The organism is Streptomyces sp. NPDC093018 (assembly GCF_040684035.1).
Taxonomy (GTDB): Bacteria; Actinomycetota; Actinomycetes; order Streptomycetales; family Streptomycetaceae; genus Streptomyces; species Streptomyces murinus.
The window spans coordinates 127,002-150,337 of sequence record NZ_JBFBFF010000009.1; the positions used below are offsets into that span (position 1 = coordinate 127,002).

At 71.8% G+C, this 23,336-nt stretch carries 24 protein-coding genes; 12 read left to right on the forward strand and 12 right to left on the reverse strand.

The window, feature by feature from the left end; genetic code table 11:
- Positions 1-99 precede the first annotated feature (99 nt).
- Positions 100-606, reverse strand: a complete 507-nt coding sequence (locus AB0N90_RS21140) for a MarR family transcriptional regulator (protein ID WP_361678677.1) — start codon at positions 604-606, stop codon at positions 100-102.
- Positions 607-737: 131 nt separating this feature from the next.
- Between AB0N90_RS21140 and AB0N90_RS21145 the strand changes: the two genes are divergently transcribed.
- A complete protein-coding gene (locus AB0N90_RS21145; protein ID WP_365198684.1) occupies positions 738-1,955 on the forward strand; it encodes an FAD-dependent monooxygenase in 1,218 nt (405 codons plus the stop codon).
- Positions 1,956-2,488: 533 nt separating this feature from the next.
- Here the strand turns inward: AB0N90_RS21145 and AB0N90_RS21150 are convergent.
- Positions 2,489-2,659 (reverse strand): hypothetical protein, encoded by a 171-nt coding sequence (locus AB0N90_RS21150; RefSeq protein ID WP_164932471.1) that lies wholly within the window; start codon positions 2,657-2,659, stop codon positions 2,489-2,491.
- A 274-nt stretch (positions 2,660-2,933) separates the two neighbouring features.
- On the opposite strand from AB0N90_RS21150, the gene AB0N90_RS21155 reads away from it, so the two are divergent.
- A complete protein-coding gene (locus AB0N90_RS21155) occupies positions 2,934-4,160 on the forward strand; it encodes a cytochrome P450 (protein WP_365198686.1) in 1,227 nt (408 codons plus the stop codon).
- 45 nt (positions 4,161-4,205) lie between these two features.
- Here AB0N90_RS21155 and AB0N90_RS21160 read toward each other — a convergent pair whose 3' ends face one another.
- The gene (locus AB0N90_RS21160) at positions 4,206-4,688 is read right to left on the reverse strand and encodes a hypothetical protein (protein WP_361678667.1); all 483 of its coding nucleotides are present in this window, start codon (positions 4,686-4,688) and stop codon (positions 4,206-4,208) included.
- 246 nt (positions 4,689-4,934) lie between these two features.
- On the opposite strand from AB0N90_RS21160, the gene AB0N90_RS21165 reads away from it, so the two are divergent.
- A complete protein-coding gene (locus AB0N90_RS21165) occupies positions 4,935-7,367 on the forward strand; it encodes a SpoIIE family protein phosphatase (RefSeq protein ID WP_365198689.1) in 2,433 nt (810 codons plus the stop codon).
- Positions 7,368-7,374: 7 nt separating this feature from the next.
- Here the strand turns inward: AB0N90_RS21165 and AB0N90_RS21170 are convergent, their stop codons facing one another.
- Positions 7,375-8,001: a TetR/AcrR family transcriptional regulator gene (locus AB0N90_RS21170; protein ID WP_365198692.1), complete on the reverse strand. Its 627-nt coding sequence runs from the start codon at positions 7,999-8,001 to the stop codon at positions 7,375-7,377.
- 109 nt (positions 8,002-8,110) lie between these two features.
- On the opposite strand from AB0N90_RS21170, the gene AB0N90_RS21175 reads away from it, so the two are divergent.
- Positions 8,111-8,797 carry a hypothetical protein gene (locus AB0N90_RS21175; RefSeq protein WP_365198694.1) on the forward strand — a complete coding sequence of 229 codons (687 nt, stop codon included), beginning with the start codon at positions 8,111-8,113 and terminating at the stop codon, positions 8,795-8,797.
- Positions 8,798-8,947: 150 nt separating this feature from the next.
- Here AB0N90_RS21175 and AB0N90_RS21180 read toward each other — a convergent pair whose 3' ends face one another.
- Positions 8,948-9,556 (reverse strand): TetR/AcrR family transcriptional regulator, encoded by a 609-nt coding sequence (locus AB0N90_RS21180; protein ID WP_365198696.1) that lies wholly within the window; start codon positions 9,554-9,556, stop codon positions 8,948-8,950.
- A gap of 122 nt (positions 9,557-9,678) precedes the next feature.
- Between AB0N90_RS21180 and AB0N90_RS21185 the strand changes: the two genes are divergently transcribed.
- Together AB0N90_RS21185 and AB0N90_RS21190 are read left to right on the forward strand one after the other, a co-directional pair.
- A complete protein-coding gene (locus AB0N90_RS21185) occupies positions 9,679-10,104 on the forward strand; it encodes a nuclear transport factor 2 family protein (protein ID WP_365198698.1) in 426 nt (141 codons plus the stop codon).
- Positions 10,101-11,015, forward strand: a complete 915-nt coding sequence (locus AB0N90_RS21190; RefSeq protein ID WP_365198701.1) for an NAD(P)H-binding protein — start codon at positions 10,101-10,103, stop codon at positions 11,013-11,015. The genes AB0N90_RS21185 and AB0N90_RS21190 overlap by 4 nt, the downstream gene beginning before the upstream one ends.
- Here the strand turns inward: AB0N90_RS21190 and AB0N90_RS21195 are convergent.
- A complete protein-coding gene (locus AB0N90_RS21195) occupies positions 10,972-11,592 on the reverse strand; it encodes a TetR/AcrR family transcriptional regulator (protein WP_365198704.1) in 621 nt (206 codons plus the stop codon). The two genes, AB0N90_RS21190 and AB0N90_RS21195, sit on opposite strands and share 44 nt — an antisense overlap.
- Before the next feature lie 127 nt (positions 11,593-11,719).
- On the opposite strand from AB0N90_RS21195, the gene AB0N90_RS21200 reads away from it, so the two are divergent.
- A complete protein-coding gene (locus AB0N90_RS21200) occupies positions 11,720-12,178 on the forward strand; it encodes a cupin domain-containing protein (RefSeq protein ID WP_365198707.1) in 459 nt (152 codons plus the stop codon).
- 58 nt (positions 12,179-12,236) lie between these two features.
- Here the strand turns inward: AB0N90_RS21200 and AB0N90_RS21205 are convergent, their stop codons facing one another.
- The gene (locus AB0N90_RS21205) at positions 12,237-13,064 is read right to left on the reverse strand and encodes an alpha/beta hydrolase (protein WP_365198710.1); all 828 of its coding nucleotides are present in this window, start codon (positions 13,062-13,064) and stop codon (positions 12,237-12,239) included.
- Between the two features lie 157 nt (positions 13,065-13,221).
- Positions 13,222-13,524 (reverse strand): MarR family transcriptional regulator, encoded by a 303-nt coding sequence (locus AB0N90_RS21210; RefSeq protein ID WP_365198712.1) that lies wholly within the window; start codon positions 13,522-13,524, stop codon positions 13,222-13,224.
- A 167-nt stretch (positions 13,525-13,691) separates the two neighbouring features.
- On the opposite strand from AB0N90_RS21210, the gene AB0N90_RS21215 reads away from it, so the two are divergent.
- Both AB0N90_RS21215 and AB0N90_RS21220 read left to right on the forward strand, forming a co-directional pair.
- On the forward strand, positions 13,692-13,820 hold the full coding sequence (locus AB0N90_RS21215) for a hypothetical protein (protein WP_365198715.1): 129 nt from the start codon (positions 13,692-13,694) through the stop codon (positions 13,818-13,820).
- Positions 13,821-14,244: 424 nt separating this feature from the next.
- A complete protein-coding gene (locus tag AB0N90_RS21220) occupies positions 14,245-14,976 on the forward strand; it encodes an enoyl-CoA hydratase/isomerase family protein (protein WP_365198718.1) in 732 nt (243 codons plus the stop codon).
- Between the two features lie 473 nt (positions 14,977-15,449).
- Here the strand turns inward: AB0N90_RS21220 and AB0N90_RS21225 are convergent, their stop codons facing one another.
- Entirely contained in the window at positions 15,450-16,421 is a 972-nt protein-coding gene (locus tag AB0N90_RS21225; protein ID WP_365198721.1) for an SDR family NAD(P)-dependent oxidoreductase, read from the reverse strand.
- Positions 16,422-16,562: 141 nt separating this feature from the next.
- On the opposite strand from AB0N90_RS21225, the gene AB0N90_RS21230 reads away from it, so the two are divergent.
- The 3 genes from AB0N90_RS21230 (at position 16,563) to gvpJ (ending at position 18,557) form a co-directional block, all read left to right on the forward strand.
- Positions 16,563-17,090 (forward strand): TetR/AcrR family transcriptional regulator, encoded by a 528-nt coding sequence (locus tag AB0N90_RS21230; protein ID WP_365199123.1) that lies wholly within the window; start codon positions 16,563-16,565, stop codon positions 17,088-17,090.
- Positions 17,091-17,132: 42 nt separating this feature from the next.
- Positions 17,133-17,960, forward strand: coding sequence for a DUF4097 family beta strand repeat-containing protein (locus AB0N90_RS21235; protein ID WP_365198724.1), 828 nt, complete (start codon positions 17,133-17,135; stop codon positions 17,958-17,960).
- A 225-nt stretch (positions 17,961-18,185) separates the two neighbouring features.
- Positions 18,186-18,557, forward strand: coding sequence for a gas vesicle protein GvpJ (gene gvpJ, locus AB0N90_RS21240; RefSeq protein WP_365198727.1), 372 nt, complete (start codon positions 18,186-18,188; stop codon positions 18,555-18,557).
- A gap of 24 nt (positions 18,558-18,581) precedes the next feature.
- Here gvpJ and AB0N90_RS21245 read toward each other — a convergent pair whose 3' ends face one another.
- The 3 genes from AB0N90_RS21245 to AB0N90_RS21255 form a co-directional block, all read right to left on the reverse strand.
- Positions 18,582-20,030, reverse strand: coding sequence for an aminotransferase class V-fold PLP-dependent enzyme (locus tag AB0N90_RS21245; RefSeq protein WP_365199126.1), 1,449 nt, complete (start codon positions 20,028-20,030; stop codon positions 18,582-18,584).
- Between the two features lie 219 nt (positions 20,031-20,249).
- Positions 20,250-21,500, reverse strand: a complete 1,251-nt coding sequence (locus AB0N90_RS21250; RefSeq protein ID WP_365198730.1) for an NAD(P)/FAD-dependent oxidoreductase — start codon at positions 21,498-21,500, stop codon at positions 20,250-20,252.
- Between the two features lie 67 nt (positions 21,501-21,567).
- Positions 21,568-23,106: a DUF1254 domain-containing protein gene (locus tag AB0N90_RS21255; RefSeq protein ID WP_365198732.1), complete on the reverse strand. Its 1,539-nt coding sequence runs from the start codon at positions 23,104-23,106 to the stop codon at positions 21,568-21,570.
- Between the last annotated feature and the right edge of the window lie 230 nt (positions 23,107-23,336).

Below are 23,336 nucleotides of genomic sequence, written 5' to 3' on the forward strand. Positions count from 1 at the left end.
CGACGAATGCCGGGCGGCAGCGCCGAGCTGGAGGCCGCCGCTCACCAACTCGCGCCCGCCTGACGGCCATAGCGTGGCCCGGCTCGGGCGGCCCGGTGTTCAGTCCTCGTCCTCCAGCCGGGCCAGCCGGGCCGTCACGTCGTCGGCGAGCCGGGTCAGCAGGCGGGCGAGGTCGTCGCGGTCCCGCGGGGCCCAGCCGGCGAGCGCGTCGGTGAACCAGCCGAAGAGCGAGGTCACGTACCGGTCGGCCGCCTCCCGGCCGGCCTCGGTGGGTTCGACGAGGCTGGCGCGTCGGTCGTGGGGGTCCGCGACGCGCTGCACCAGACCGCGCTTCTCCAGTGCCTGGACCTGGCGGGTGATGTGCGGGCCGACGACCTGCATGCGTTCGGCGATCTCGCCGATCCGCAGCGCCCCGTCGGCCGTGCGCAGGCAGAGCAGGACGCCGATCGCGGGCCGGTCGAGGGTGAGACCGGCCGCCTCGGCGGCCCGCTCGACGAGGCGACCCTTGCTGAAGGCGGCGCTGAGCTGGGTAATCCGGGGCAACACGGCGAGCAGATCGGAGTGGGGAGTCTCCGGTCCGGACACCCCGGGGGACTCGGGGGTCATGACACCTCCATTTACATACCTGAGTTAGTTATCTATATTGGTGGGGACGGTTCGCGTCGGCCACTGCCGCACGATCCCTAAAAGGATACCTAAGGTAGGCATCCTCCTTCTACCGAAAGGACTGATCCGCCATGTCCCACGCCTCCCGCCCGGTACGCCGCGTCCTGATCTCCGGGGCGAGCATCGCCGGCCCCGCGCTCGCCCACTGGCTCGACCACTACGGCTTCGAGGTCACCGTCGTGGAAAAGGCCCCGACCGTGCGCGGCGGCGGCTACGCCATCGACATACGCGGCACCGCCCGCGAGGCCGTGGACCGCATGGGCCTGCTGCCGCGGCTGAGGGCCGCGCACGTCGACACCCAGCGCATCACGTTCATCGACGCGGCGGGTGAGACGGTCGGCTCGCTCGCGCCCGAGCAGATGACCGGCGGCGCGGTCGGTCTCGACCTGGAGGTCCGGCGCGGCGACCTGGCCGACGCGCTGTACACGCCGCTGCGCAACCGGGTCGAGTTCCTCTTCGAGGACTCCATCGCCACACTGGACGACGACGGCGACGCCGTGCACGTCGTGTTCGACAGCGGCGCCCACCGCAGCTTCGACCTGGTCATCGGCGCGGACGGACTGCATTCGAACACACGCAGGCTGGTGTTCGGCCCTGAGGAGCCCTTCCACCACTACCTCGGGCACGTCTTCGCGGGATTCACCCTGCCGAACGAGTTCGGGCTCATGCACGAGGCCGCGATCTGGAACGAGCCGGGCCGCAGCGCGGTGCTGTACGCCCACGAGCCGTCGGACCGGTTGCACGGCTTCCTCACCTTCACCCGCGAGACGCCCCCCTTCGAGGCGTTCCGCGACCCGCGGGCGCAGCGCGACCTGGCGGCGGACCGCTTCCCGGAGCAGGTGTGGCACCTGCCGCGCCTGGTGACGGCGATGCGGGGGGCCGACGACCTGTTCTTCGACATCGTCAGCCAGATCCACCTGCCCACGTGGTCGCACGGCCGGGTGGCACTGGCCGGTGACGCCGCGCACGCCACCTCGTTCCTGTCCGGGCAGGGGTCGAGCGTCGCGCTGGTGGGCGCTTACGTCCTGGCCGGCGAGCTGGCCACGCACGCCAGCCACCAGGAGGCCTTCGCCGCGTACGAGCGCCGGATGCGACCCTTCGCGGAGCGCAATCAGGCACTGGCCACCGGCGGCGGCACCGTGGTCACGCCCACCACCCGCGAGCAACTGGAGGCCCGCAACGCGCTGGTGCGGGACCCCGGGTCGGCGGCGCGGGCCCTGGTGACCTCAGGCGCGGAGGAGGGGCGTGCGGCGCACTCCGGGCTGGTGCTGCCCGACTACGGCGGCTGACCAGCGTCCGGCCAGCGGGGCGCGCCGAGTCGGCGGGTCGGTGTCCCGTGTGCGGAACGCGTCGACGATGGCGGGTCCGGTGCCCAGCGGTCGGCGGTCGGTCATCACCCGATCATCGCGGAGCGCCCGGTACTGAACGCCTCCGCCCTGACCTGGCCGTCCCGGCCGCCAACGGTCCGAAGCCACGCCCGGCCGCCGCGCGCCGCACCCGGACGCGTGACCGCTCGGCCGCGGACCCGGCCCTGGACGCCTTGAGCCCGGCCCGGGTCGATACCGGCCACACCGAGCGCCCACTACCTGGAGCGGATGCTCGGCACAGAACCTGACAGCACCATGGCGCCCCCCGACCGGGAGGGCGCCTCGCCGTTTCCGAGGACCGTGCGCACGCGCGCCGCGGTCTCTCAGGACTGGGGGCGTTTGCCGTGATTGGCGGCGTGGTTGCGGCGTGCCTTCTTCTTACGGCGTCTCTTCGAGGACATGCAAGCCTCCTGGAGGGTGAGTACCGGTGCGAGCGAGCGTATGAACGATGACCGTCAGTCCTCCTCGCGCTCCATCTCCGCCTGCTCCTCCTTCACATCCCGCCGGTCCTCACGGGTGCGCTCGGCGAGTTCCGCCTCGTCGGGCCGGCGCGGCATACCGCGGCCGTGACCGGTGTCCGGGTTTCCTTCGACCTGCTCATTGGACTTGTGGTGATGGTGCGACATGGGATCCTCCTCGGACGAGTACCCCGGGGTCGTGCCACGCCCAGACGTGATCGCATGGCGGCTCCTGCTCCTGGGCGGCGCGCGCCGGCGATCCACGAGGGCGCTGTTCCGAGGGTCCGTACTCACTGAACCCCGCCAGGCATGCCGCCGCAAACGGAAGAAAAGCGCCGGCCACTGTCCGGACACTCGGTGCCACCGCTTGGCGCGCGGCCCCCTTGACCGGCCGCCGGTACGGCTTGTGTCATAGGCCGGTCACCGGATCCGAGGAAGCCCCATGTCCACCGCGCAGGTGCCCGACATCCTCTCGCCCGCGTTCGCCGCGGACCCCTACCCGGCGTACCGCCTGATGCGCGACACCGCGCCCCTCATCTGGCACGAGGCCACGCGGAGTTACATCATCTCGCGCCACGAGGACGTCGAGCGCGTCTTCAAGGACAGGAACGGCGAGTTCACCACCGACAACTACGACTGGCAGATCGAGCCCGTGCACGGCAGGACGATCCTCCAGCTCGACGGCCGCGAGCACGCCGTGCGGCGTGCCCTCGTCGCCCCGGCCTTCCGCGGCTCCGACCTCCGGGAGAAGTTCCTCCCGGTCATCGAGCGCAACTCCCGCGAACTGATCGACGCCTTCCGGCACTCCGGCGCCGCCGACCTGGTCGACGACTACGCCACCCGCTTCCCGGTCAACGTGATCGCCGGCATGCTGGGCCTCGACAAGGCGGACCACGCACGCTTCCACCGCTGGTACACGTCCGTCATCGCCTTCCTCGGCAACCTCTCGGGCGACGCCGAGGTGGCCGCGGAGGGCGAGCGGACCCGTGTCGAGTTCGCCGCGTACATGCTGCCGGTCATCCGGGAACGCCGCGAGAACCCGGGTGATGATCTGCTGTCCACGCTCTGCGCCGCGGAGGTCGACGGGGTGCGGATGAGCGACGAGGACATCAAGGCGTTCTGCAGTCTGCTGCTCGCGGCCGGCGGCGAGACCACCGACAAGGCGGTGGCCGGTATCTTCGCGAACCTGCTGCGCCACCCCGACCAGCTCGCCGCCGTCCGCGCGGACCGGGATCTGATCCCGCGGGCCTTCGCCGAGACGCTGCGATACACCCCACCCGTTCATATGATCATGCGGCAGGCCGCGACCGAGGTGACGCTCAGCGGCGGCACCATTCCCGCGGGTGCCACCGTCACCTGCCTGATCGGCGCCGCCAACCGCGACGAGAGCCGCTTCCGCGACGCCGACCGCTTCGACATCTTCCGCGACGACCTGACCACCGCGACCGCCTTCTCCGCCGCGGCCGACCACGTCGCCTTCGCGCTCGGCCGGCACTTCTGCGTGGGCGCGCTGCTGGCCAAGGCGGAGATCGAGACCGGTGTCGGCCAACTGCTGGACGCCATGCCCGACATGCGCCTCGCGGACGGCTTCGAGCCGGTCGAGGAGGGCGTCTTCACCCGCGGACCGCGGCGCCTGCCGGTGCGGTTCACGCCCGTGCCGGCCGCCTGACCGGCACCGCAGGCCGCAGCCGACCGGCGGCCTGCCCGCGGCCGGTCATTCGGCCTGGGAGCGCCGCTGCCGCTCGTACTCGTCCCAGTCGGCCGGCGGATACGTCGCCTGCGGGGCGGCGAGGGCCACATCGACCGCGATGGAGATCTCCGCGTCGAAGAAGCCGAGGTCCCGGATCAACTCCATGGCCTGTACGGTCGCCTCGCCGAGCGGACGGGCCATGCGGTCCGCACCGGACGGAAAGCCCACCGGGTACATCCGCGCCGTCACCAGCTCGTGCTCGGCCCGCTCGGCCATGCCGAGGGCGGAGTAGCCGGCGGCCAGGGCGACCCGGGTGAGCGCCTGGGACATGGCCCCGGACATGAGCGTGACGCCGTAGAGCGTCTGCGTGGGGCCGCCGGCCGTGGCGTCCGCGCGCGATGCCCGATCGCACCGCTGCTCCAGGCGTTTGCGGTCGGCCTCCAGCAGCGCATGCGCCTCCTCCAGCGCACGGCCGAAACGCGTCAGCTCGGTCAGGTCAAGGGACATCTCGTTTCCTTCCCGTCAACTGGACCGACTCTATGGGTGGTTGCGGTGCGCGTGGGAGCTGTCACGCATAGTCGGCCTGATGTGGTCACAGGGGCGCCCGCCCCCGGCGCCCGGACCCGTGCGCGATGCCGATCGTCGAGCCACCCCCCGCGCGGTCCTCGACCGAGCGAGCGGCCCGTTCGTCTGCGACCCTGAACGTAGTTGACGAGCGGGCGACGCCGGCCTCCTCCGGACGGGAGGGTTGCCATGACCAGTGCGGGCGCGGGGCAGAGCGGCGACGTACCGGCGACACCGCGGGCCGTGATCCTCCTGGACGCCGACGAGACGATCACGGAGTGGAGCCCGGAGGCGGAGCGGCTCCTCGGCCACCGGTCCCAGGAGATGGTGGGCCGGCCGCTGTCGTCGCTCCTCGTCCGGCCGGAACCCGCCGAGGGGGCGGGCCTCCCGCACGCCCCGCCGGGCTGTGGCGGCTGCCGGGTACGCCTGCGCGACCGGACCGGACTGCCTGTGGAGGTCGAATGGTGGATGTGCCCCCACCCGGCCGTCGAGGGCCCGGCGACATGGGCCGTCTTCCTCACCCCCACACGCGGCACCTACCCGTGCGAGTTCGACCGGGCGATCCTCGACGCGCTGCTGACCGAGTCCCCGGTCGGGCTGCATGTCCTCGACACCGACCTGCGTCTGATGCGGTTCAACGTCGCCTCGCCCGGGATGCGCGGCGTTCCCGCCGAGGGCGTGGTCGGCAGACCGGCCCGCGAGGTCGCGCCGACCGTGGTGACCGACACGGCCGAGCGCCTGATGCGGGAGGTCCTGAGCACGGGCGAGCCCGTCATCGACTTCGTCCAGCCCGGATATCCGCCCGCCGACCCCCATGACGAACACATGTTCTCCTTGTCGGCCTTCCGGCTGTGCAACCCCGCGGGAGAACCCCTCGGAGTGGCGACCCTGGCCATCGACATCACCGAACGCCACCGGTACCGGGCCCGTCTCGAACTCCTCAACGACGCCAGCATGCGCATCGGTACGACCCTCGATCTGGCGCGCACCGCGGAGGAACTGGCCGAGACCGCGGTGGGCCGCGTGGCGGACGCCATCAGCGTGGACGTGCTCGACTCCGTGCACCGGGGCGAGGCACCCGAGCCCGGTCCGGTACCCCCCGAGATGACCTTCCGGCGCACCGCGTTCCGCACGACCGGGGCCGCCGGTCTTCAGCCCGCCTACGCCACCGACGAGAAGGCCTCGTACCGCTTTCCGACACCGCTCACCCAGTGCCTGGCCGATCTGCGGCCCCGGCTGATCCGCGAGGTCGACGACGGCGCATGGCTGGCGCACGATCAGCTCCGCGCCGACCGCATACACGCCGGGCGGGTGCACTCGATGATGGTCGTGCCGCTGGCCGCCCGCGGGGTGGTGCTCGGCGTGGCCTGCTTCTACCGTTCCGTGACCTCCGCGCCGTTCGACGACGGTGATCTGACCATCGCCGGAGAACTCGCCGCGTACACCGCCCTGGGCCTGGACAACGCCCGCCGCTACACGCGCGAGCACACCGCCGCCCTCGTCCTCCAGAACAGCCTGCTGCCGGGCCGGCTGCCCGCCCAGAACGCCGTCGACGCGGCGTTCAGCTATCTGCCGGGGCGCGCGGGCGGCCCGTGGTACGACGTCATCCCGCTGTCCGGCGCGCGGACCGCGCTGGTGGTCGGCGATGTGGCCGGGCACGGCATGCGCGCCGTGGCCGGCATGGGCCGGCTGCGCGCCGCGATCCACAGCCTGGCCGCCCTTGACCTGGCCCCCGACGAGGTCCTGGCGCACCTGGGCGACCTGGTGCTCGAACTCGCCGCGGAGGGCCACCCGGCCACCGCCAACGACCCGCTGGAGGTCCAGCCCACCACCGCCACCTGCGCCTACGCGGTCTACGACCCGGTGAACCGGCGCCTGGTCGTGGCCCGCGCCGGACATCCCGCGCCGCTGCTCGCCCTCCCGGACGGGCATGTGGCGGCCGCCGACGCGCCGTCCGGTCCGCCGCTGGGCGCCGACGGGCCGTCCTTCGAGACATGGGAGACGGAGCTGCCGGAAGGAAGCCTGATCGCCCTCTACACCGAGGGGCTCGTCGGCGGATCGCCCGAGGACGGCACGAACGTCGCACGGCTGCGCCGCGTCCTCGCCCAGCAGCACACGTCCGTACGGGAGGCGTGCGACGCGGTGATCTACGCGCAGCTGTCCGGACGGACCGAGGAGAACGTCGTACTCCTCCTCGCCCGGACCCGCGCCCTGCACGACGACCAGGTGGCCTCCTGGACCTTCCCCAGCGATCCGGCGATCGTGGCCACCGCCCGCACCCTGGCCGAGCGGCAGCTCGCCAGTTGGGGGCTGTCCGATCTCGCGTTCACGACGGAGATGATCGTCAGCGAGCTGGTCACCAACGCCATCCGGTACGCGTCGGGCACCATTCAGGTACGACTGATCCGGGACCGCTCGCTGATCTGCGAGGTCAGCGACTGCAACAGCGCGGCCCCGCACATGCGGCACCCCCGGACCACCGACGAAGGCGGCCGCGGGCTGCTCCTGGTCGCCCGGCTCACCGACCGCTGGGGCACCCGCCGCACCCGCCGCGGCAAGACCATCTGGACCGAACAGACGCTGCCCGCGGCCGACACCCCGTCAGCCGCCCCGGACACCTGAGGGCGTCCTAGTCGAGCGCGGCGAAGCCCGTGCAGAGCAGCCGGATGCTTCGGGTGAACTTCTCGTCAGCGCCCGGTCGAGGGATCAAGTCACCCATGACCAGGGGGAATCGCTCGCACAGGTCGGCGTAGAGGTCGGCGGTGACGGCCGGTGGGGCGGTCGGCTGGTTCTGTTCCTGGAGTACGAAGCCGGTGACGTGACTGAGCAGGGTGTCGGCGGCGATACCGCAGTGGCCGGCGGGCAGTCCGCCGTCGAGCAGGGTACACAGCAGCCGTTCCATCAGGGAGAACGCACCGGTACTGAGCATGCCGGGGCTCTCGGCGAGGAGTTGGGCGCCCCCGGCGTGCTCCTTGATCTCCGCGCGCAGGGCGGTGGCCTGGGCTTCGACGCGGTCCTGCCAGACGGCGGCGGACGGAAGGGCGGCCAGGGCGGCGGTGCCCGCGTCGTAGGCGCGGCGGCAGACCCGGTCGGCCATCAGGGCGAGCAGTTCCTCTTTGCCGCGTACGTGGTAGTAGAGGCTGCCGGCGTGGGCGTCGAGGCGGTCGGCGACCTGGCGCATGGACAGGTTCTGGTAGCCGACCTCCGCGAAGACGGCCATGCCCGCGTCGACGATGCGCTCCTTGGTGAGCTTCATGAGTTCATCGTACAGCGTTTTCCAACACCGTTCGAAAACTGTGTTAGTTTTGCACCGTCAGATTTTCGAACGGCGTTGGAAACGTCGGAGTCCGGGGGGAGTGGCAGACATGGGGGCGATCGTCTTCAACGTCACCACGGCCGCGTTGATGGTCATGATGGTGAACTGCGGTCTCGGAGTGGTCGGCCGGGACACCCTGCGCGGGCGACCGATCCCCTGGGCGGCGGTCGCCCTGACCGCGATCGCCGTCGGCGGCGTCCTGCTCCAGCTGGTCTGGTCCGGCGCCATGGACGCGCTGGACGCGGATCCCGCCAAGTCCGGCTGGTGGCGCGAGTTCACCTCGGTGTTCATGCAGAACGGCGGCCTCCTCGGCGCCCTGTGGAACCTCGTCACCCTCGCCGTCGTCGCCGCGCTCGCCCAGTGGTACTGGGGCGGCCCGCTGACCCTCGGCTTCTTCCTCGCCGGCATCGTGCTGCCCGGCCGGATCGACACCCTGCTCGGTTTCGGCGACGGTCCCAGCACCGATCCCCGGAACTTCGCCGGCAGCTCCGGCGCCACCTACTTCCTGGGCGCCACCCTCGCCCTGGCCTTCCTCACCCGCACCCGCCTCCCCAAGGAACTCGCCCTGGCGATCGGCGTGCCGGTACTGGGCCTTGCGATGTGGCTCGCCCAGGACAACGGCCACGGCCTGGTCTCCGTCTACGGCTTCGCCCTCGGCGGAGCGGCCTGGGCGGTCCGCACCCGGTGGCGCGACGACAACGCGAGCTCGGACCATGTCTCGGAGCACGCCCGCTGATCAGCCCTGGACCACACCGACGCCGCCGCGTGGCACAACAGGGACCACGTCATCAACTCCCGTTGTTCCGCGGCCCGATCGAGAGGATCCCGAGAGGAGCGGGCAGTTCTCCACGGCGCCTCGACCCGCACCGACCTGCCCGCCCCTCCGTCACTCCTCCGCGGCCCCTCCTCGCGGTGGGCCGGGAGTCAGCAATCTGGCGGTGAAGTCCGCCAGTTGAGCGCGCATCCTTTCCCGCGGTACGCGCTCCTCTCCGGCCAGGTGCTCCACAAGGTCGGCTCGGGTGGCGGCGAGCAGGGCGTGGGCGGTGAAGTCGCTGTCGGGCAGGCCGGGGATCTGCTCCAGTACGGCCCGGAGCAGGCTGTGCCACCGCTCGTAGTGCTCCGCCCGGTACGGGCTGCTGCTCCCGCCGTCCTCCAGGGCCAGCGCGAGGCGCCGGTTGTCGAGTTTGAAACACAGGACGGCATCGAGCAGCGCGGGCACGCGATCCCGCGGTGCGGCCGTGGGCCCCAGCGGCGGCGGACCGGCTTCGACGGCCGCCCTGATCGGTTCGAGCCGTACCTCGTACAGCGCGCGGAGCAGCCCGGCGCGATCGCCGAACGCCCGGAAGATCGTGCCCTTGCCGACGCCCGCCGCCGCCGCGACATCGGCCATGGTGACGTCCTCGGGACTGCCGCAGCGGGTGAAGAGATCATCAGCGGCCGCCAGCACGGCCTCCCGGTTACGGGCGGCGTCCTTGCGGGACCTGTGCTCCGTCATGCCGCTCCTTCCTTCATCGTGCTCCTCCGTGCCCATGCCGCTCCCCCGTTTGCAAAGCGGACCCGTGGTCCGTATCTTCAAAACGGACCCACAGTCCGGATTCTATGACCTGGAGGACACCCATGTCCGCACCGACCTCCCCGGCGGATCTGTACCGCCACAGCCTGCGACTACTGCTCGACAAGGACATTCCCGCCTGGGTCGCGCTGTGGGCCGAGGACGGCCTCATGGAGTTCCCCTTCGCCCCCGACGGCCGGCCCCGGCGCCTGGAGGGCAAGGAGGCCGTCGCCGCGTACATGCGCCACTATCCCGACCACATCGATCTGCACGACTTCCCCGACCTGCGGATCCATCGGACCACCGAGCCGGAGACGATCGTGGTCGAGATGCGCGGCGTCGGCCGCGTGGTGGAGACCGACACCCCCTTCGACATGACGTACATCGCCGTCGTGACCGTTCGGGACGGGCGGTTCACCTCCTACCGCGACTACTGGAACCCCCTCGCCGTCCGGCAGTCCGGCACCGACTTCACAGGGAGCAGCCGATGACCACCACCGGCACCACTTTGGTCATCGGCGCCACCGGCACCACCGGCAGCCGAACCGCCGCACAGCTGACGGCCGCTGGCCATCGGGTCAAGGCCGCCGCCCGTCGGGCCACCCCGGTCGCCGGCGCCGAGCCGGTCGCCTTCGACTGGTACGACCCCGCCACCCACGCGACCGCCCTCGGCGGAGTCGACCGCGTCTACCTCGTACCGCCTCCGGGAGAGCCCGATCCCGCGGCGCTCATGCTGCCGTTCCTGCGGCTCGCCCGTACCGCGGGTGTGCGCCGAGCGGTCCTGCTGAGTTCCTCGGCGATCCCCGAAGGCGGCCCGGCGGTGGGATCGGTGCACCGGGCGCTGCCCGACCTGTTCGATCAATGGGCGGTTCTACGGCCGTCCTGGTTCATGCAGAACTTCACCGGCGCGCACGCGCACAGCCACAGCATCCGCGAGGAAGGCACCATCTGGACCGCCACGGGAGCCGGCCGGGTCGGTTTCATCGACGCCGAGGACATCGCGGCCGTGGCCGTCCGCGCCCTGACCGATGAGCAGGCCCCCGACACCGACCTCGTCCTCACCGGACCCGAGGCACTCGGCCACGACGACATCGCCACGACCATCACCGAGGTCACCGGGCGCCCGGTGACCCACCGCCGCCTGTCCTACGAGCAGATGCGCGACCGACTCGCGGCGCAACTGCCGCTGGAGTTCGCCGCGATACTGGCCGGCATGGACCGCGCCATCGCCGAAGGCGCGGAGGACCGCACCACCGACACGGTCCAGCGCCTCACGGGTCGGCCGCCGGGCACCTTCCGGGCCCTCCTCGAAAGGGAGACGCGACGTGGCGTCATCGGGGAGGCGTCCTGGCGGGGTGTCAGCGAGCGGGCTTCGTATCCGGATCCAGGGCGGCGCGCGTGAGGGACGTCGCGGTCGCCACGACGCTGGTGACGGCGTCCTCCGGGTCCAGGCCGTACAGATCGGTGAGGTTGAAGAGCGCCTCGGCGCTGACCACCACGGCGAGGCCGCGCTTCAGCTGCTCCAGCACGGCCGGCTCGATCGCCTCGGCCTGCGGGGCCAGCGCGTGGTCGATCAGCCCGAAGCGCAGACCGGGACGGGCGGACCGTTCGGGGCGGGCGACGGTTCCGGCGATCATGGCGCGGACCACGCCCTGCCGGGCCAGTACATGGCGCAACAGGAACTCGGTCGCGGCGGCGACGCGTTCCACGGGATCGGTGGAGTGCTCGACCCCGGCGAGCGCCTCGCCCGGACCGGGGAGCTGGCCGCCGATGGCCTCCTGGAGGAGGCTGACCAGGTCGGGAAAGTAGCGGTAGGCCGTGGCCTCGGACACAAGGGCCGCCGCGGCGATCTCCGCCATCGTCACTTCACGCCCGGTGCGGCTCAGTTCGGCCGCGGCCTGCACGATCGCCCGTCGCGTGCGCAGCTTCTGGTTCGCGCGGCCGGTCATGCCGGAAGCCGGCGAGGTCTGCGGGGACATGGATCCACCTTTCGGTCCGCGGCGGGGAGGCGTCTTTCCTGCGACCAATTCCTGCGGTCAAGACTTGCATCATACGATGCGACTTGACTATTTTCATGCGAGGTAACTCTCACGAAGGAGTCTGGCCATGACCAGCGTCGCGATCGTCCCTTCTGACGGCGGCGAGGTGATCGAGTTGGGACCGGCGAGGGTACGCATCCTGGAGGACGGCGGCACGACCGCGCACCGCCTCGGAATCGGGGAGATCACCCTCGCCCCGCACAGCGCCGGCCCGCCCCAGCATCGCCACGCCGAACACGACGAGGGCTTCTACGTGGTCTCCGGTACGGCCCGATTCACCGTGGGCCACGACGACTACGAGGCACCCCCCGGAACGCTGGTGATGGTCCCGCCGGGCGTACCCCACACCTTCGCCAACCCGGGCGACGAACCACTGGTGATGGTCAACACCTTCACGCCCGACCTGTATGTGCAGTACTTCCGGGACCTGCGGGACGCGACGACGCGGGACGGAGAGCTGACGGGTCCGGCCACGGTAGGGGTCATGGCCCGCTACGCGACCACCCCGGCCACGGAGTACGACTGAGCCGACATTCGTGCGGGGACGCCGACCGGGCATCCCCGCACGAACGACGAGGTCGGCCTCAGGCCGCGGACGGCGCGTTCACCACGCCGTTGGCGAAGTCTCCGATGGCCCCGAGAGTGCGCCCCAGCTGCTCGATGTGCGGGAAGTGCCCGGCCTCGGAGATGGGCGCGAAGTGGCCGTTGGGGAAGGACTTGGCGTAGCCGCGGCCGTAGGTGGTGGAGGCGATGCCGTCCTGCTCGCCCCAGACGACCAGCACCGGCACATCGACGCGGTGCAGGCGACCGCGCAGCTTCGGGTCGTACGAGAACTCCTCGCCCCCGTAGACCGCCAGGGTCCGCTGGTTGGCGGCTCCCTGCGCCCGCTGCTCATCGCTGAAGGAGGCGAAGTCGGGGCGGAAGGCCGGGTTGGCGAACGACAGTTGAGCGAGCTCGGCCGGGGCCAGGGTGCGGGCGTCGATGACCGCGTTCTTCTTCTGCACCGCATGGATGCCCACCGCGTTGAGCAGGGTGAGACTGCCTATGCGGCCCCTGGTGTCACGCAGGGCCATCTCGGAGGCGACCCAGCCGCCGATCGAACTGCCGATCACCATGACCTCGCTCAGACCGAGGATGTCGAGCAGGTCCAGATAGGCGACGGCGAGATCGGCCGGCGAGTCGACCCACTCCGGGCGAGGCGTCCCCTGGAAACCCGGGTGCGTCGGAACGACGGTGTACGCGTGCTCGGTCAGCGCCTCGGCCAGCCCGGTCATCGTCCGGGGGCCCGCACCACCGTGCAGCAGCAGGAAACCCCTGCCCTCGGAACTGCTTCCGCGCTCTTCGATGGTCACAGACAGACCGCCGGGGAGGTCGACGGTACGGGTGTTGCTGGTGGTAACAGGGGAGGTCATTGATGCGCCCTTCACGAGAACCGACTCTCATGAATATAGGCTGGTCGCATCACTCATGCAAGTGAACTCTCATGACGAGGGGGTGCATCCACACAGGGGGGGCACACTTCTCCCCGCCGAGTCCGCGAAGGCATGCCGAAAGCGACCTCGGCCGGCGCTACGTCCGGTCCGTCAGCCGGCTCTGGACCAGGCCCGCGAGTGCCGCGAGTACGCGTTCCCGGGCCGGCGCGTCGAGGGAGTCGTCGATCAGATGGCGATAGAAGGACTTCTCCGCGGCGTAGGCGCGCTTGCCCGTCGCGGTCAGGGCCAGGACGACGGTGCGGCAGTCGGTGGGGTGGCGGCGGCGTTCCAGGTAGCCGTCCCGTTCGAGGCGGTCCGCGAGGCTGGTCAGGGCCGAGGGGGTGAGTCGCAGGCTGCGGCGTATCGCGAGGATCGGGGTCTCGCCGTTGAGGCCGAGCAACTGGATGACCATCCGGGCGCGCAGGTCTGACGCAGTTCATCATCGAGCGGCCGACCGAGGGGCTGACGATCTCCCCGATCCCGTTCATCGACGGCGAGGCGCACTTCTGCCTGCTGACCTTCGACGCCGGTGAACTCCCCAGGACCGAAGCCGCGTTGGTCAAGGACATGGCCACCCGGTTCGAGCAGGAGTGCGTGGAGATCGTCGTACGGCATCCCGGGCGGATGCCCGATCCGTCGTCCCGGGACCCGTTCGAGGCGCTTCTCGCCACCGCCGTGCTGCACAAGCCGTCGTGAACCATCCGGGGTGGCACGACCGAGATCCTGCACAATCTGATCGCGAAGGAGCTCAGCCGATCAGCGACGCCGCCCGCCGCGCCACCCACCGCGCCGCGGACATCGCCGACCATGATGTCGAAGAGCTCGGGGACCCGCTCTTCGCGGACAAGGTCGGGCACAACTCGGTGCTGGACGCGGAGAGTTCGCCATTGCTGCGAGATCTGTGGGACACCGTCGCGGGTCCCGGCCTGCCCGGGATCGGGATCGAGGAGGCCGCGGGCGGGTCGGGCGGGGCGCTCGCCGACGTGGTCACGCTGCTCACCGCGGCCGGGCGGCACGCCGTACCACTGCCGTTGCTGGAGCACCATCTGGCACTCTGGCTGGTCACGGCCTCGGCCGGGCGGGCCGAAGCGGCGCCCCGTGGACCGTCACGCCGCCGCCCGTGGCGCTGGGCGTCGACGGTACGACGGTCACCGGCACCCTGCGCGATGTCGCCTGGGGCGGTTCGACGGAGCGCGTCGTCGCGGCGGCCGAGACCGGCGCGGGGACCGGTGGTCTCGGCCCTCGCGCGTCCGCCGCGGCCGTCTACGAACAGGCCTTCCGTATCTTCCGGTTGGAGATCCCGGTGCTCGCGGCGGTGCAGGGCGCGGCGGTGGGCGGTGGGCTCGGGCTCGCCTGCGCCGCCGGCTTCCGTGTCGCCGGGCCGAAGTCCCGGTTCGCGGCCAACTTCTCCCGGCTCGGCTTCCCTTGCGGCTTCGCGCTCAGCCTGACCCTGCCGAGGATCGCCGGGCAGACCCGTGCCGAGCTGATGCTGTACACCGGTCGTGCGCTGCGCGGTCAGGAGGCGTACGCCGCGGGGCTGGCCGACCGGTTCGCGGAACTCGGCGAGGAACGGGCCGCCGCCGTCGAGCTAGCCCGTGAACTCGCGGCCGCGGCCCCGCTGGCGGTGCGTTCGATGCGGGCCACGCTGCATGCCGGGCTGCTCGACCGGCTGGAGGCGGCGCGCGCACGAGCTCGACGAGCAGGAGCGGCTGTGGCGCACCGAGGACGCCGCCACGGGCATCACGGCGTCCCTGGAGCGTCGCGATCCCGTGTTCCGCGGACGCTGAGCCTCCCGGACGCCCATCCCTTCGGACACCGTCTCCAGGACACCGCCTTCAGGAGGACCAGATGACCCAGCGCGTTGTGATCAGCGGGCTCGCCGACGGTAATCGGCGAGGGGGGCGAGGCATTGCTCGGGGACGGCCGGCTCGCGCCGGGCTCTTCGAAGGCGCCGGTCAGGGTCAGCAGCGCGGCGAACCGGGCGACCGGGATGGCTTCGGCCTCACCGGAGTCGTACAGCCGTAGCGCCTCCTCGCATCGTGCGGCCATCCAGTGACCCCCTGCGGCCTGCCGCCATCCCGCCTCCGGCACGAGCGTGGCGGGGCGCAGGGCGTCAAGCAGGGGCGGCGTCGCCAGGTCCGTGTCCACCCGGGTCCGGCCCCCCGCGTGGCGCTCCCCCAGCCGGTCCGCCTGGAGGGCAGCTCCAGCAGCTGTCGCCCGGGGCGGGGTGCATCCCGGTGAGCCAGGCCGTGCACTGGTCGGCCGGTCGGAGGGACCTGGGGCGGCGAGAGGCTCTATGTGGTGGTCGGCTTCGGCAACACGGTGTCAGGTGCGGAGCAGGCCGGTCGAGACGGTCCAGAGGCGTTCGGCGGTGGTGGGGTCGAGTGCCCATTCCTTGACGCCGTGCGGGTGCTGGGCGAGGTCGGCGTCGTCCGGCACGGTGTAGGCCTCTTGCGCATCGTCGAGGTAGTGGCCTCCGGTGTGGGCGAACTCGGGGGCGACGGCCGCGACCACGGTGGTGGCGGCCCCCTGCTCGACCGTCTTGTAGGTGAAGACCCCGGCGGCCTCGGCCGCGTCGAGCGACCTGCCCTGTTCCGGTGTGAAGTTCCGCTGGAGCCCTGTCGCGACGCCGCCGGGGTTCACCGTGTTGGCGACGATGCCGTCGGGCGCCCAGCGGCGGGTCGCCTCGACGGCGAAGAGTGAGTTCGCCGTCTTCGACTGGGCGTAGGCGATCTGCGGATCGTAGTCGCGGTGCTCGAAGTGGAGGTCGTCGAAATCGATGCCGGAGCGCATGTGCGCCGTAGAGCTGACCGAGACGATCCGCGCTCCGTCGCGGTCGGCCGCCCCCAGGGCCAGGGCGTCATGGAGGCCGGTGGCCAGGGCGAAATGGCCGAGGTGGTTGGTCGCGAACTGCAACTCCCAGCCCTCCTGCGTGCGTTCGAGGCCACCGGTGACCAGGCCGGCGTTGTTGATCAGGAGGTGCAGCGGGCCGCGCCACGCGTCCACGAGTCGTGTGACGGAGGTCCGGTCGGCGAGGTCGAGCCGGACGACCCGGGGTGGGATCCCGCCGGTCGACCTCGCGATCGTCTCGGCGGCGGCAGCTCCCGCGGTCGTGTTCCGGACGGCGAGTGTCACTTCCGCCCCGGCGGCGGTCAACGCCCGAGCCGTCTCGACCCCCAGCCCGGAAGAAGCTCCCGTCACGATCGCACGGACACCGGCGAGGTCGACGCCGCGCAGCACCTCGTCCGCGGTGGTGGCGGCGGTGAAGGGCGTGGCGATGAGTGGGTGAGCAGCCATGGCGGTGACTATACAAACTAGACGTGACTTGTATAGCCCGCCTCTCGCTCATATGCTCGACCCATGAGCAGCCCCGATGTCCGCCACCCGCCGTCGACAGCCGCCGACACCGACCGCCGGGCCCTGGTTCTGGACTTCGCGATGGCCACGTTCGCGCGATTCGGCTACCGGAAGACCTCGATGGAGGAAGTGGCGCGGGCGGCGCGCATCTCCCGGCCCGGGCTCTACTTTCTCTTCTCCTCGAAGGAGGCCCTGTTCCGTGCCGCGGTGACCCAGGCCATGGAGCGGGACATCGCAGCGGTCGAACAGGTGCTGGCCGACTCCGCCCGGCCGCTTCGAGAGCGTCTGCTCGAAGCGTTCGACCAGTGGGCGGGCCGCTATGTCGGGCCGCTGGCGCAGGACGTCACGGCGGTGATCGAGGACAACCCCGAACTCGTCGGCGGGATCGTGGAATCCGCGCCGCGACGGTTCGAGGAACTGATCACGGCCGCCATCGCCGTCGAATCGGGACGGGACGCGGCCCCCTCGGTTGCGCGGACGATGATCAGTGCGTCGATCGGCCTCAAGCATCAGGCCGTATCGCGGGAGTTCTACCGCGACCGGATGCAGGTCGCCATCGAGCTTCTGGTGCGCCGGAGGAGTTCCCGCACCACGCGCCGGACCCCGTGATCGGTGTGCACGAAACCGGCTCCTCCCGGGCACCCGCATCCCATGACGTCATCGTGGAGCAGGCCGAACCGTTCGCACTCCGGGCGCACGTCCCCTCGTCGTGGCCGGGTGGCCCGGGCCGGGTGTGCGTTGGTGTCGCTCCTCGCGTTGGCGGCCTGCGGCCACGGCGGTGATCGGGCGGTGCCGGGGGCCGTGCCCGGCGAACGGGGAGGGACGTTCGAGAAGGCCGCTCTCGCGGGCGGCAGCCGACTCGTCATCACCACGCAGGGCGGTGTGCGGGTCGTCGGGACGGACGACGGCAGCGTGTCGGTGGACGGCGCGACCCTCGCCCGCTGGGCCGGGGACGGCAGCACGCACACCCTCGATCTGCCCTGTGACGAGGGCGATGACCGGGCCAGGGCCAACTGCGGCGGGATGCCGCTCGTCCGGGTGCCCAGCGATGTCACGCTCACCGTGCGGGCCCGTGACGCGGGGATCGATGTGAGCGACGTGCGGGGCGAGTTGAGCCTGAGCACGGTCAACGGCGATGTCACCGTGCAGGATTCGGGCACGAAGCGGGCCCGCCAGCGCCTTGTGACCCGTAATGGCTCCGTCCGCGCGACCGGCCTGGCGGCGCGCGGGGTGGAGGCCGAGACGGTCAACGGTGACGTCGACCTGCTGTGCGCGACCTCGCCCGACGCGCTGGACGGAGTGACCCGGAACGGCTCCGTGCGCGTGACCCTTCCGGCGGGCGCGCCGCCGTACGCGACCGACGCGAGCACCGTCAACGGCCGTTCCACCGTGGACATTCCGGCCGCCGGCTCCGCCGGCCATCCGCGTCGGCTGACTCTGCGCACCGTCAACGGCGACACCGAGGTCCGCCGGGGGTGACCCGCGCAGCCGTCATCCGCCCGCCCGCGCCCCCGCAGCGGCCCCCGGGACAACGGCTGGATTCCGCCGCTTCAGGCGTCATCGCCATGCCGGTCGGCTCGCACGCGCGTTTGATCACAGGGTGTCGGGTCACACGGATCGGGCAGCCTTCGTCGCTGCCGGGCGCGGTGTCGACGGGATCGTTCGGGACTGAGGGACACGCTGAGGGACAAGGGGTTGGTCGTGATGACCGTGGCGACGCAGGGCGGTGGCGGTGGCGGTTCCAGTGGCCTCTACGACGTGCTGGAACTCATTCTCGACCGGGGGCTGGTGATCGACGCGTTCGTGCGGGTCTCCCTCGTCGGCATCGAGATCCTCAAGATCGACATTCGGGTCGTGGTCGCCAGCGTCGACACGTATCTGCGCTTCGCCGAGGCGTGCAACCGGCTGGACCTGGAATCGGGGCCGCGGAAGCCGGCCGGGCTCACCGAACTCCCCGGGCAGCTCAAGGGGTCGGGTGGGCGCGGGATGGCCAAGGGTGTCCTGTCCGGTGCCGCGGAGGCGATGTCGGACGCCTTCCACCAGGCGCGGGACGGGGGCCGGGGTCGGCGCGGATGACGCCTGCGGGTGCCGTACCCCGGATCAGATGCGGAAGAGCGACCCCACGAACTCCGTCAGCATCCGCTCCTTCAGCCGGGGCGGCAGCGCGTCCAGCAGGGCCAGCACCGGCGCCGTCCGGGACGGCAGACCCTGTTCGCCGCCCAGTCCGGCAAAGGCGAGGAACTCCGCCACGTCCTGTGGAGTGAGGGTGTCGGGGTCGAGCGCGGCGGCCAGTTCGGCAAGCGCCGGGTCCACGGTGACCGGCTCGCATGCCCGTGCCGCCGCCAGCGACTCGGCCAGGTCCGCGAGGAGTGGTTCGACCCGGTCGCTGGTCGCCGGGGTCAGTGTCAGGTGCAGGTTCGGCGGGAGGGCGTCGCAGGAGAGCTGGGGTTGGAGGTACCAGCCGCGCTCCCGCATCTCGTCCGCCAGCTGCAGCACCAGTCCCAGATCGGGCGTGCCGGTGGGGCCGTGCACGGTGAACGCGATCAGGCTGCCCGCCGGGTCGCCGAGCACTTGGATGCCGTCCAATGCCCGCAGGCCGGGCAGCAGTTGGTCGGCGGCCAGCGCCACGCGGCGGGCCAGGGCGGTGTATCCGTCGTGGCCGAGGTGGTGCAGCACCGCCCATGCCTGCGCCAGCAGCCCGCCGGACTTGGTGCCCTGCGCGGTGGGGTTGACCACCGGATAGCCGGGCCAGCCCGCGTACGCGAAGTACTGGTGGCGGCGCAGTTCGGCGTCCCGGTACAGGACGACCGAGGCACCCTTGTGGGCGTAGCCGTACTTGTGCAGGTCCACCGAGATCGAGGTGACGCCCGGGACCGAGAGGCCGAACGGTTCGATCGGGAGGCCCGCGCGGGCGAGGAACGGCAGGAACCAGCCGCCGATGCACGCGTCGACATGGCACAGCACGCCCCGTGCCGCGGCGGCCGCGGCGATCTCGGCCACGGGGTCGAGCACCCCGTGCGCGTACGACGGTGCCGACGCGACCACCAGGGCGGTCCGTTCGGTGACCGCGTTCGCGACGGCCGGCGCGTCGGCGCGGAACGTCAGCGGGTCGACCGGGACCACCACCGTCTCCAGCGCCAGGTAGTGGGCCGCCTTGTGGAAGGCCGCGTGGGCCGTCGACGGCAGCACCAGCTGCGGCCGGGTCACCCCGCGCACGGCACGGGCGTGGTCCCGGGCGGCCTTGACGGCGAGCAGGATCGACTCGGTGCCGCCGCTGGTGAAACTGCCCTGCGCGCCGGGCACTCCCAGGATCGCGGAGACCGCGCCCACCACGTCGTTCTCCAGCCGGGCCACGCTCGGGAACACCGTCGGGTCCAGGCCGTTGACCGTGGCGAACACGCCGTACGCGGCTTCGGTCAGCTCGTCCACGTCGGGCAGCCCCGCGTCGTAGACGTACGCGAACGTCCGGCCGCCCCGGGTCGGCGCGTCCGCCGCGCGCAAGTCCCGCAGCTCGGCCAGCAGTTGGTCGGCCGGGCGGCCCGGGGGCAGCGCGGACGCGGGGCGTACGGCGGAGACGGTCGACTCGGTGGACTCGGTGGGCTCGGCGGCGGACTCAGGGGGCACGGTCGGTTCCTGTCTGTCTCGGGCACGAGGGCTGTTTCCGTGCGCGAAGGGCGTGGGAAGCGCGGCGCAGCGTCAGGGGTACCGCCAATTCCCCGTCCGCACAAGGTGATCGGCACGGTGACGTCCGGCCGGGCCGCGTCGCGCTCACTTTCCGCCGAGGTCCTCCAGCACCTCCCGGGCCGCCCGTGCCCCGGAGGCGAGAGCGCCCTGGACGGAACCCGTGCCCCGGTGGTCCCCGCAGACGTAACGCCCCTTGCCGGTACGGCACGTTCGGGTCAGCGGCCAGGGCGGCGGCATGGCGGGCAGCGCGTTCTCGACGGTGCGCGCGACCAGCAGGTCCCAGCCGGTGGTGTCGGTGCCGTACATCTCGGACAGGACCGTGGCCACGGCCGAGCGCCTGGGCTCGGTGTCGCGGCCCGGCACCGAGGTGGCGACGAGGGCGCTGCCGCGCGGCGCGTACTCGGGCGCGACATCGCTGAGGACGCAGGTGTTCAGCACCCGCCGACGGGTGTCGACCAGCAGGACGGGCTGCCGCAGGGGGGAGCGCGGGGCGACGTGGTAGTAGGTGGTGACCGTACGCTGGCCGGGCACGTCCAGGCCGGGCAGCATCCGTGCGGCGGCACCGGCGCCGGTCGCCACCACGACGGCGAGCGCCGGCAGTTCCGTACCGTCCGCCGTGAGTACGGCCCCGTCGGCGAGCCCTGCCACGGGGGTGCCGAGCCGCACGGTGCCCTCGGGCAGGGCCGCGGCCAGGGCGCGGGGGACGGACTGCACGCCGAAGGCCGGCAGGCACAGGGCGCCGCGCAGCATGCTGCGCCACACGAGGTGGAACACCCGGCTGGACGTCTCCAGGGTGTCCTCCAGGAAGACCCCGGAGAGGAACGGCCGGAAGAAGTCCTCGACGAACGGTTCGGAGAAGCCCGCGTCGGCCAGTGCGGTGCGAGTGGTGTACTCGGGTGCGTGCTTGATGGTCCGGGCCGGGGCGAGCGCGTCACGGGCGCCGAGCGCGGCCAGCGCCGCGAGGTCGCGCGGCCGGGCGATCCGCCCGGAGAGCAGCGAGGCCAGCGCGTCGGGGCGGCGGCGCGGGTCGGCCAGCAGCACCCGCCGGTCACCGGTGTGCACCAGGACGCCCGGCAGGAAGGGGCGCGGGTCGACGAACCGCGCGGGCAGGCGCCGGCGCAGCTGCGGGTAGGCGGGATTGACGACCTGGAATCCGCGGTCCACCGTGAAGCCGTCCACGCGGTCCGTCCGCATCCGGCCGCCCACCGCGTCGTCCGCCTCCAGCACGGTGACGCCGAGCCCGGCGGCGGCCAGGTCACGGGCACACGCCAGCCCGGCGACCCCGGCACCCACCACGACGACATCCGTGACCATGGGTCCGTCCACGACGGCCATCACCTCTCCTCGCTCCAGGCGCGTCGGCGGGCGGCGAGGCGCCGCGCTGCGGTGGTCGTACGAGCGGTCAGTCGACGCGGGTCAGGGGAGGGCATTCCCAGGTCGCGTCGATCACCGCCGGGCTGGGCCGGTACATGCGCAGGGCCACGAACCAGGTGCCGTCCGGGGCGGTGGGCAGCCAGTTGGCTTCCGTGTCCTCGTCGGGCCGCTCGCGCTGGAGGTGCAGGGTCAGTCCGCCGTCCGCGTCCCGTCGCAGGCCGGCGCTGCGGTCGCCCACCGAGTAGCGGTCGGCCGGGTTGGGGATGAGGTTCATGTCCTCCCCGTAGGCGGTCAGTGACCAGAAGGCGTCCACCGGGGGCAACGCGTCGCCGGGGAAGCGCAGTTCGTACCGGCCGCCGGAATCCAGCTTGTCGCCGCTCGCGTCCTCGAAGTTGAGCAGGTAGACCGCTTCGGCGGGGTCGTTGGCGGCGACGCCGATCAGCGACTGATCGGCGGCACGCTTGAGGAAGTCGTCGCCGAAGCGTCCCATCTCCGGCGGCGGATAGCGCCAGCCGTGGACGAGTTCGGCCCAGTCGCCGCTCAGGATCTGCTCCTTGAGCATGGGTACGCCGACGGCGGCGGCCCGGATCAGGCTTCGTCTGACGGCCTCCGGCTGCGCCTCGACATCGAGGCCGGGGCCGATGCCGATCTGGGCGAACTGCTGGAGGAGCACCCGGTGACGGGAGGGCGGGGGGTTCTCGGCCAGCATCAGATTGAGGGTCTTCCACGGCCCCAGCGGATCCTCCGCCGCCGGGACGGGCACCAGGACGTCGCGGCTCTCGGGGACCTCCGCGTCCCTCTTGCCGAACAGGCTGAGCGGGGTGAGCCGGTACTGCTCCTGGAGTTCCCGGACGCGGGGCACATCGTCCGGGCCGTCGACCAGGGTGCGGCCGAGGACGAGCACCCAGGGACTCGGCGCCTTCTTCACGTGCCGTACTCCGGCCGGGAGTTTTCCCTTCCAGCCCGGGCCGACGAGGGCGAAGTCGCCCGCTTCGGAACCGGTGGTGCGCTGACCGACGTAGTCGAAGTTGTCAGAGGTGATCCCCACCAGTTCGAAGGTGAAGTACCGGTCGCCCATGTCCGGGTGGGACAGGATGACCGGCTCGCTGCCCAGATGCACCCAGGCCGTCGAGTACAGGGTGTCGTTGTTGGGGCATCCGCCGTCGCGGTACGTCGCGTCCAGCAGGCGCTCGGCATGCCAGAAGTGGTTGACGGGCGCGTACGGGACCGTGGCCGGGTTCCGTGGCTTCGTCACCCAGTCGTGCCTCAGTTGCGCGTTGTAGATGTACGGGAACCCGTAGACGAACGCCTGCTCGCCGAGGGTGTAGGCGTACTCACCGCGCCAGTCGCCCATGCGGCCCGTCAGGATCGGTTTCACCGCGTGACCGAGCGCGGGCACGATCTCCGGCAGATGGCGTGCGCGCTCCATCGTGGCCTTCGGGTGGAGGGCCGCGTGTCCGGCGGCCCGTGCCACCGTGACGGCCGCGCCGGCGACGTCCTCGGGGATGCGCCGCCAAGCGGGGCTTTGGCTCGGGCTCTGGCTCTGGCTCTGTGATGGTTCGGACATGTCGACACCACTTCGCTCAACCGTACGAGTAGCCGGTCACGCGTATGAAGTACCCGGTCACGGGCGCCTTGTCGCTCCTCCCCCGACGACCATTGTGCTCCGCGTCGCCGGGCGCCGCAGCCGGGCTCCGAGATGCGGTCACCCGCACCCGCTGGATACGCTCGCTGGGCAGCCGGGGAACGGCCCAGGGCCGTGGCGGGACAGCAACCCACCCCGTGCGCGGAATCGAG

Excerpts from the sequence above, each read along its gene's own strand:
- AB0N90_RS21180 (WP_365198696.1), bottom strand. The coding sequence starts at position 9,556 with ATGACGGAGCACAGGTCCCGCAAGGACGCCGCCCGTAACCGGGAGGCC.
- AB0N90_RS21250 (WP_365198730.1), bottom strand. The coding sequence starts at position 21,500 with ATGGCCGTCGTGGACGGACCCATGGTCACGGATGTCGTCGTGGTGGGT.
- AB0N90_RS21230 (WP_365199123.1), top strand. The coding sequence starts at position 16,563 with ATGGCCACGTTCGCGCGATTCGGCTACCGGAAGACCTCGATGGAGGAA.
- AB0N90_RS21200 (WP_365198707.1), top strand. The coding sequence starts at position 11,720 with ATGACCAGCGTCGCGATCGTCCCTTCTGACGGCGGCGAGGTGATCGAG.
- AB0N90_RS21185 (WP_365198698.1), top strand. The coding sequence starts at position 9,679 with ATGTCCGCACCGACCTCCCCGGCGGATCTGTACCGCCACAGCCTGCGA.
- AB0N90_RS21165 (WP_365198689.1), top strand. The coding sequence starts at position 4,935 with ATGACCAGTGCGGGCGCGGGGCAGAGCGGCGACGTACCGGCGACACCG.
- AB0N90_RS21190 (WP_365198701.1), top strand. The coding sequence starts at position 10,101 with ATGACCACCACCGGCACCACTTTGGTCATCGGCGCCACCGGCACCACC.
- AB0N90_RS21140 (WP_361678677.1), bottom strand. The coding sequence starts at position 606 with ATGACCCCCGAGTCCCCCGGGGTGTCCGGACCGGAGACTCCCCACTCC.
- AB0N90_RS21225 (WP_365198721.1), bottom strand. The coding sequence starts at position 16,421 with ATGGCTGCTCACCCACTCATCGCCACGCCCTTCACCGCCGCCACCACC.
- AB0N90_RS21145 (WP_365198684.1), top strand. The coding sequence starts at position 738 with ATGTCCCACGCCTCCCGCCCGGTACGCCGCGTCCTGATCTCCGGGGCG.
- AB0N90_RS21175 (WP_365198694.1), top strand. The coding sequence starts at position 8,111 with ATGGGGGCGATCGTCTTCAACGTCACCACGGCCGCGTTGATGGTCATG.
- AB0N90_RS21195 (WP_365198704.1), bottom strand. The coding sequence starts at position 11,592 with ATGTCCCCGCAGACCTCGCCGGCTTCCGGCATGACCGGCCGCGCGAAC.
- gvpJ (WP_365198727.1), top strand. The coding sequence starts at position 18,186 with ATGACCGTGGCGACGCAGGGCGGTGGCGGTGGCGGTTCCAGTGGCCTC.
- AB0N90_RS21255 (WP_365198732.1), bottom strand. The coding sequence starts at position 23,106 with ATGTCCGAACCATCACAGAGCCAGAGCCAGAGCCCGAGCCAAAGCCCC.
- AB0N90_RS21205 (WP_365198710.1), bottom strand. The coding sequence starts at position 13,064 with ATGACCTCCCCTGTTACCACCAGCAACACCCGTACCGTCGACCTCCCC.
- AB0N90_RS21170 (WP_365198692.1), bottom strand. The coding sequence starts at position 8,001 with ATGAAGCTCACCAAGGAGCGCATCGTCGACGCGGGCATGGCCGTCTTC.
- AB0N90_RS21235 (WP_365198724.1), top strand. The coding sequence starts at position 17,133 with ATGACGTCATCGTGGAGCAGGCCGAACCGTTCGCACTCCGGGCGCACG.
- AB0N90_RS21160 (WP_361678667.1), bottom strand. The coding sequence starts at position 4,688 with ATGTCCCTTGACCTGACCGAGCTGACGCGTTTCGGCCGTGCGCTGGAG.
- AB0N90_RS21150 (WP_164932471.1), bottom strand. The coding sequence starts at position 2,659 with ATGTCGCACCATCACCACAAGTCCAATGAGCAGGTCGAAGGAAACCCG.
- AB0N90_RS21155 (WP_365198686.1), top strand. The coding sequence starts at position 2,934 with ATGTCCACCGCGCAGGTGCCCGACATCCTCTCGCCCGCGTTCGCCGCG.
- AB0N90_RS21215 (WP_365198715.1), top strand. The coding sequence starts at position 13,692 with ATGGCCACCCGGTTCGAGCAGGAGTGCGTGGAGATCGTCGTACGGCAT.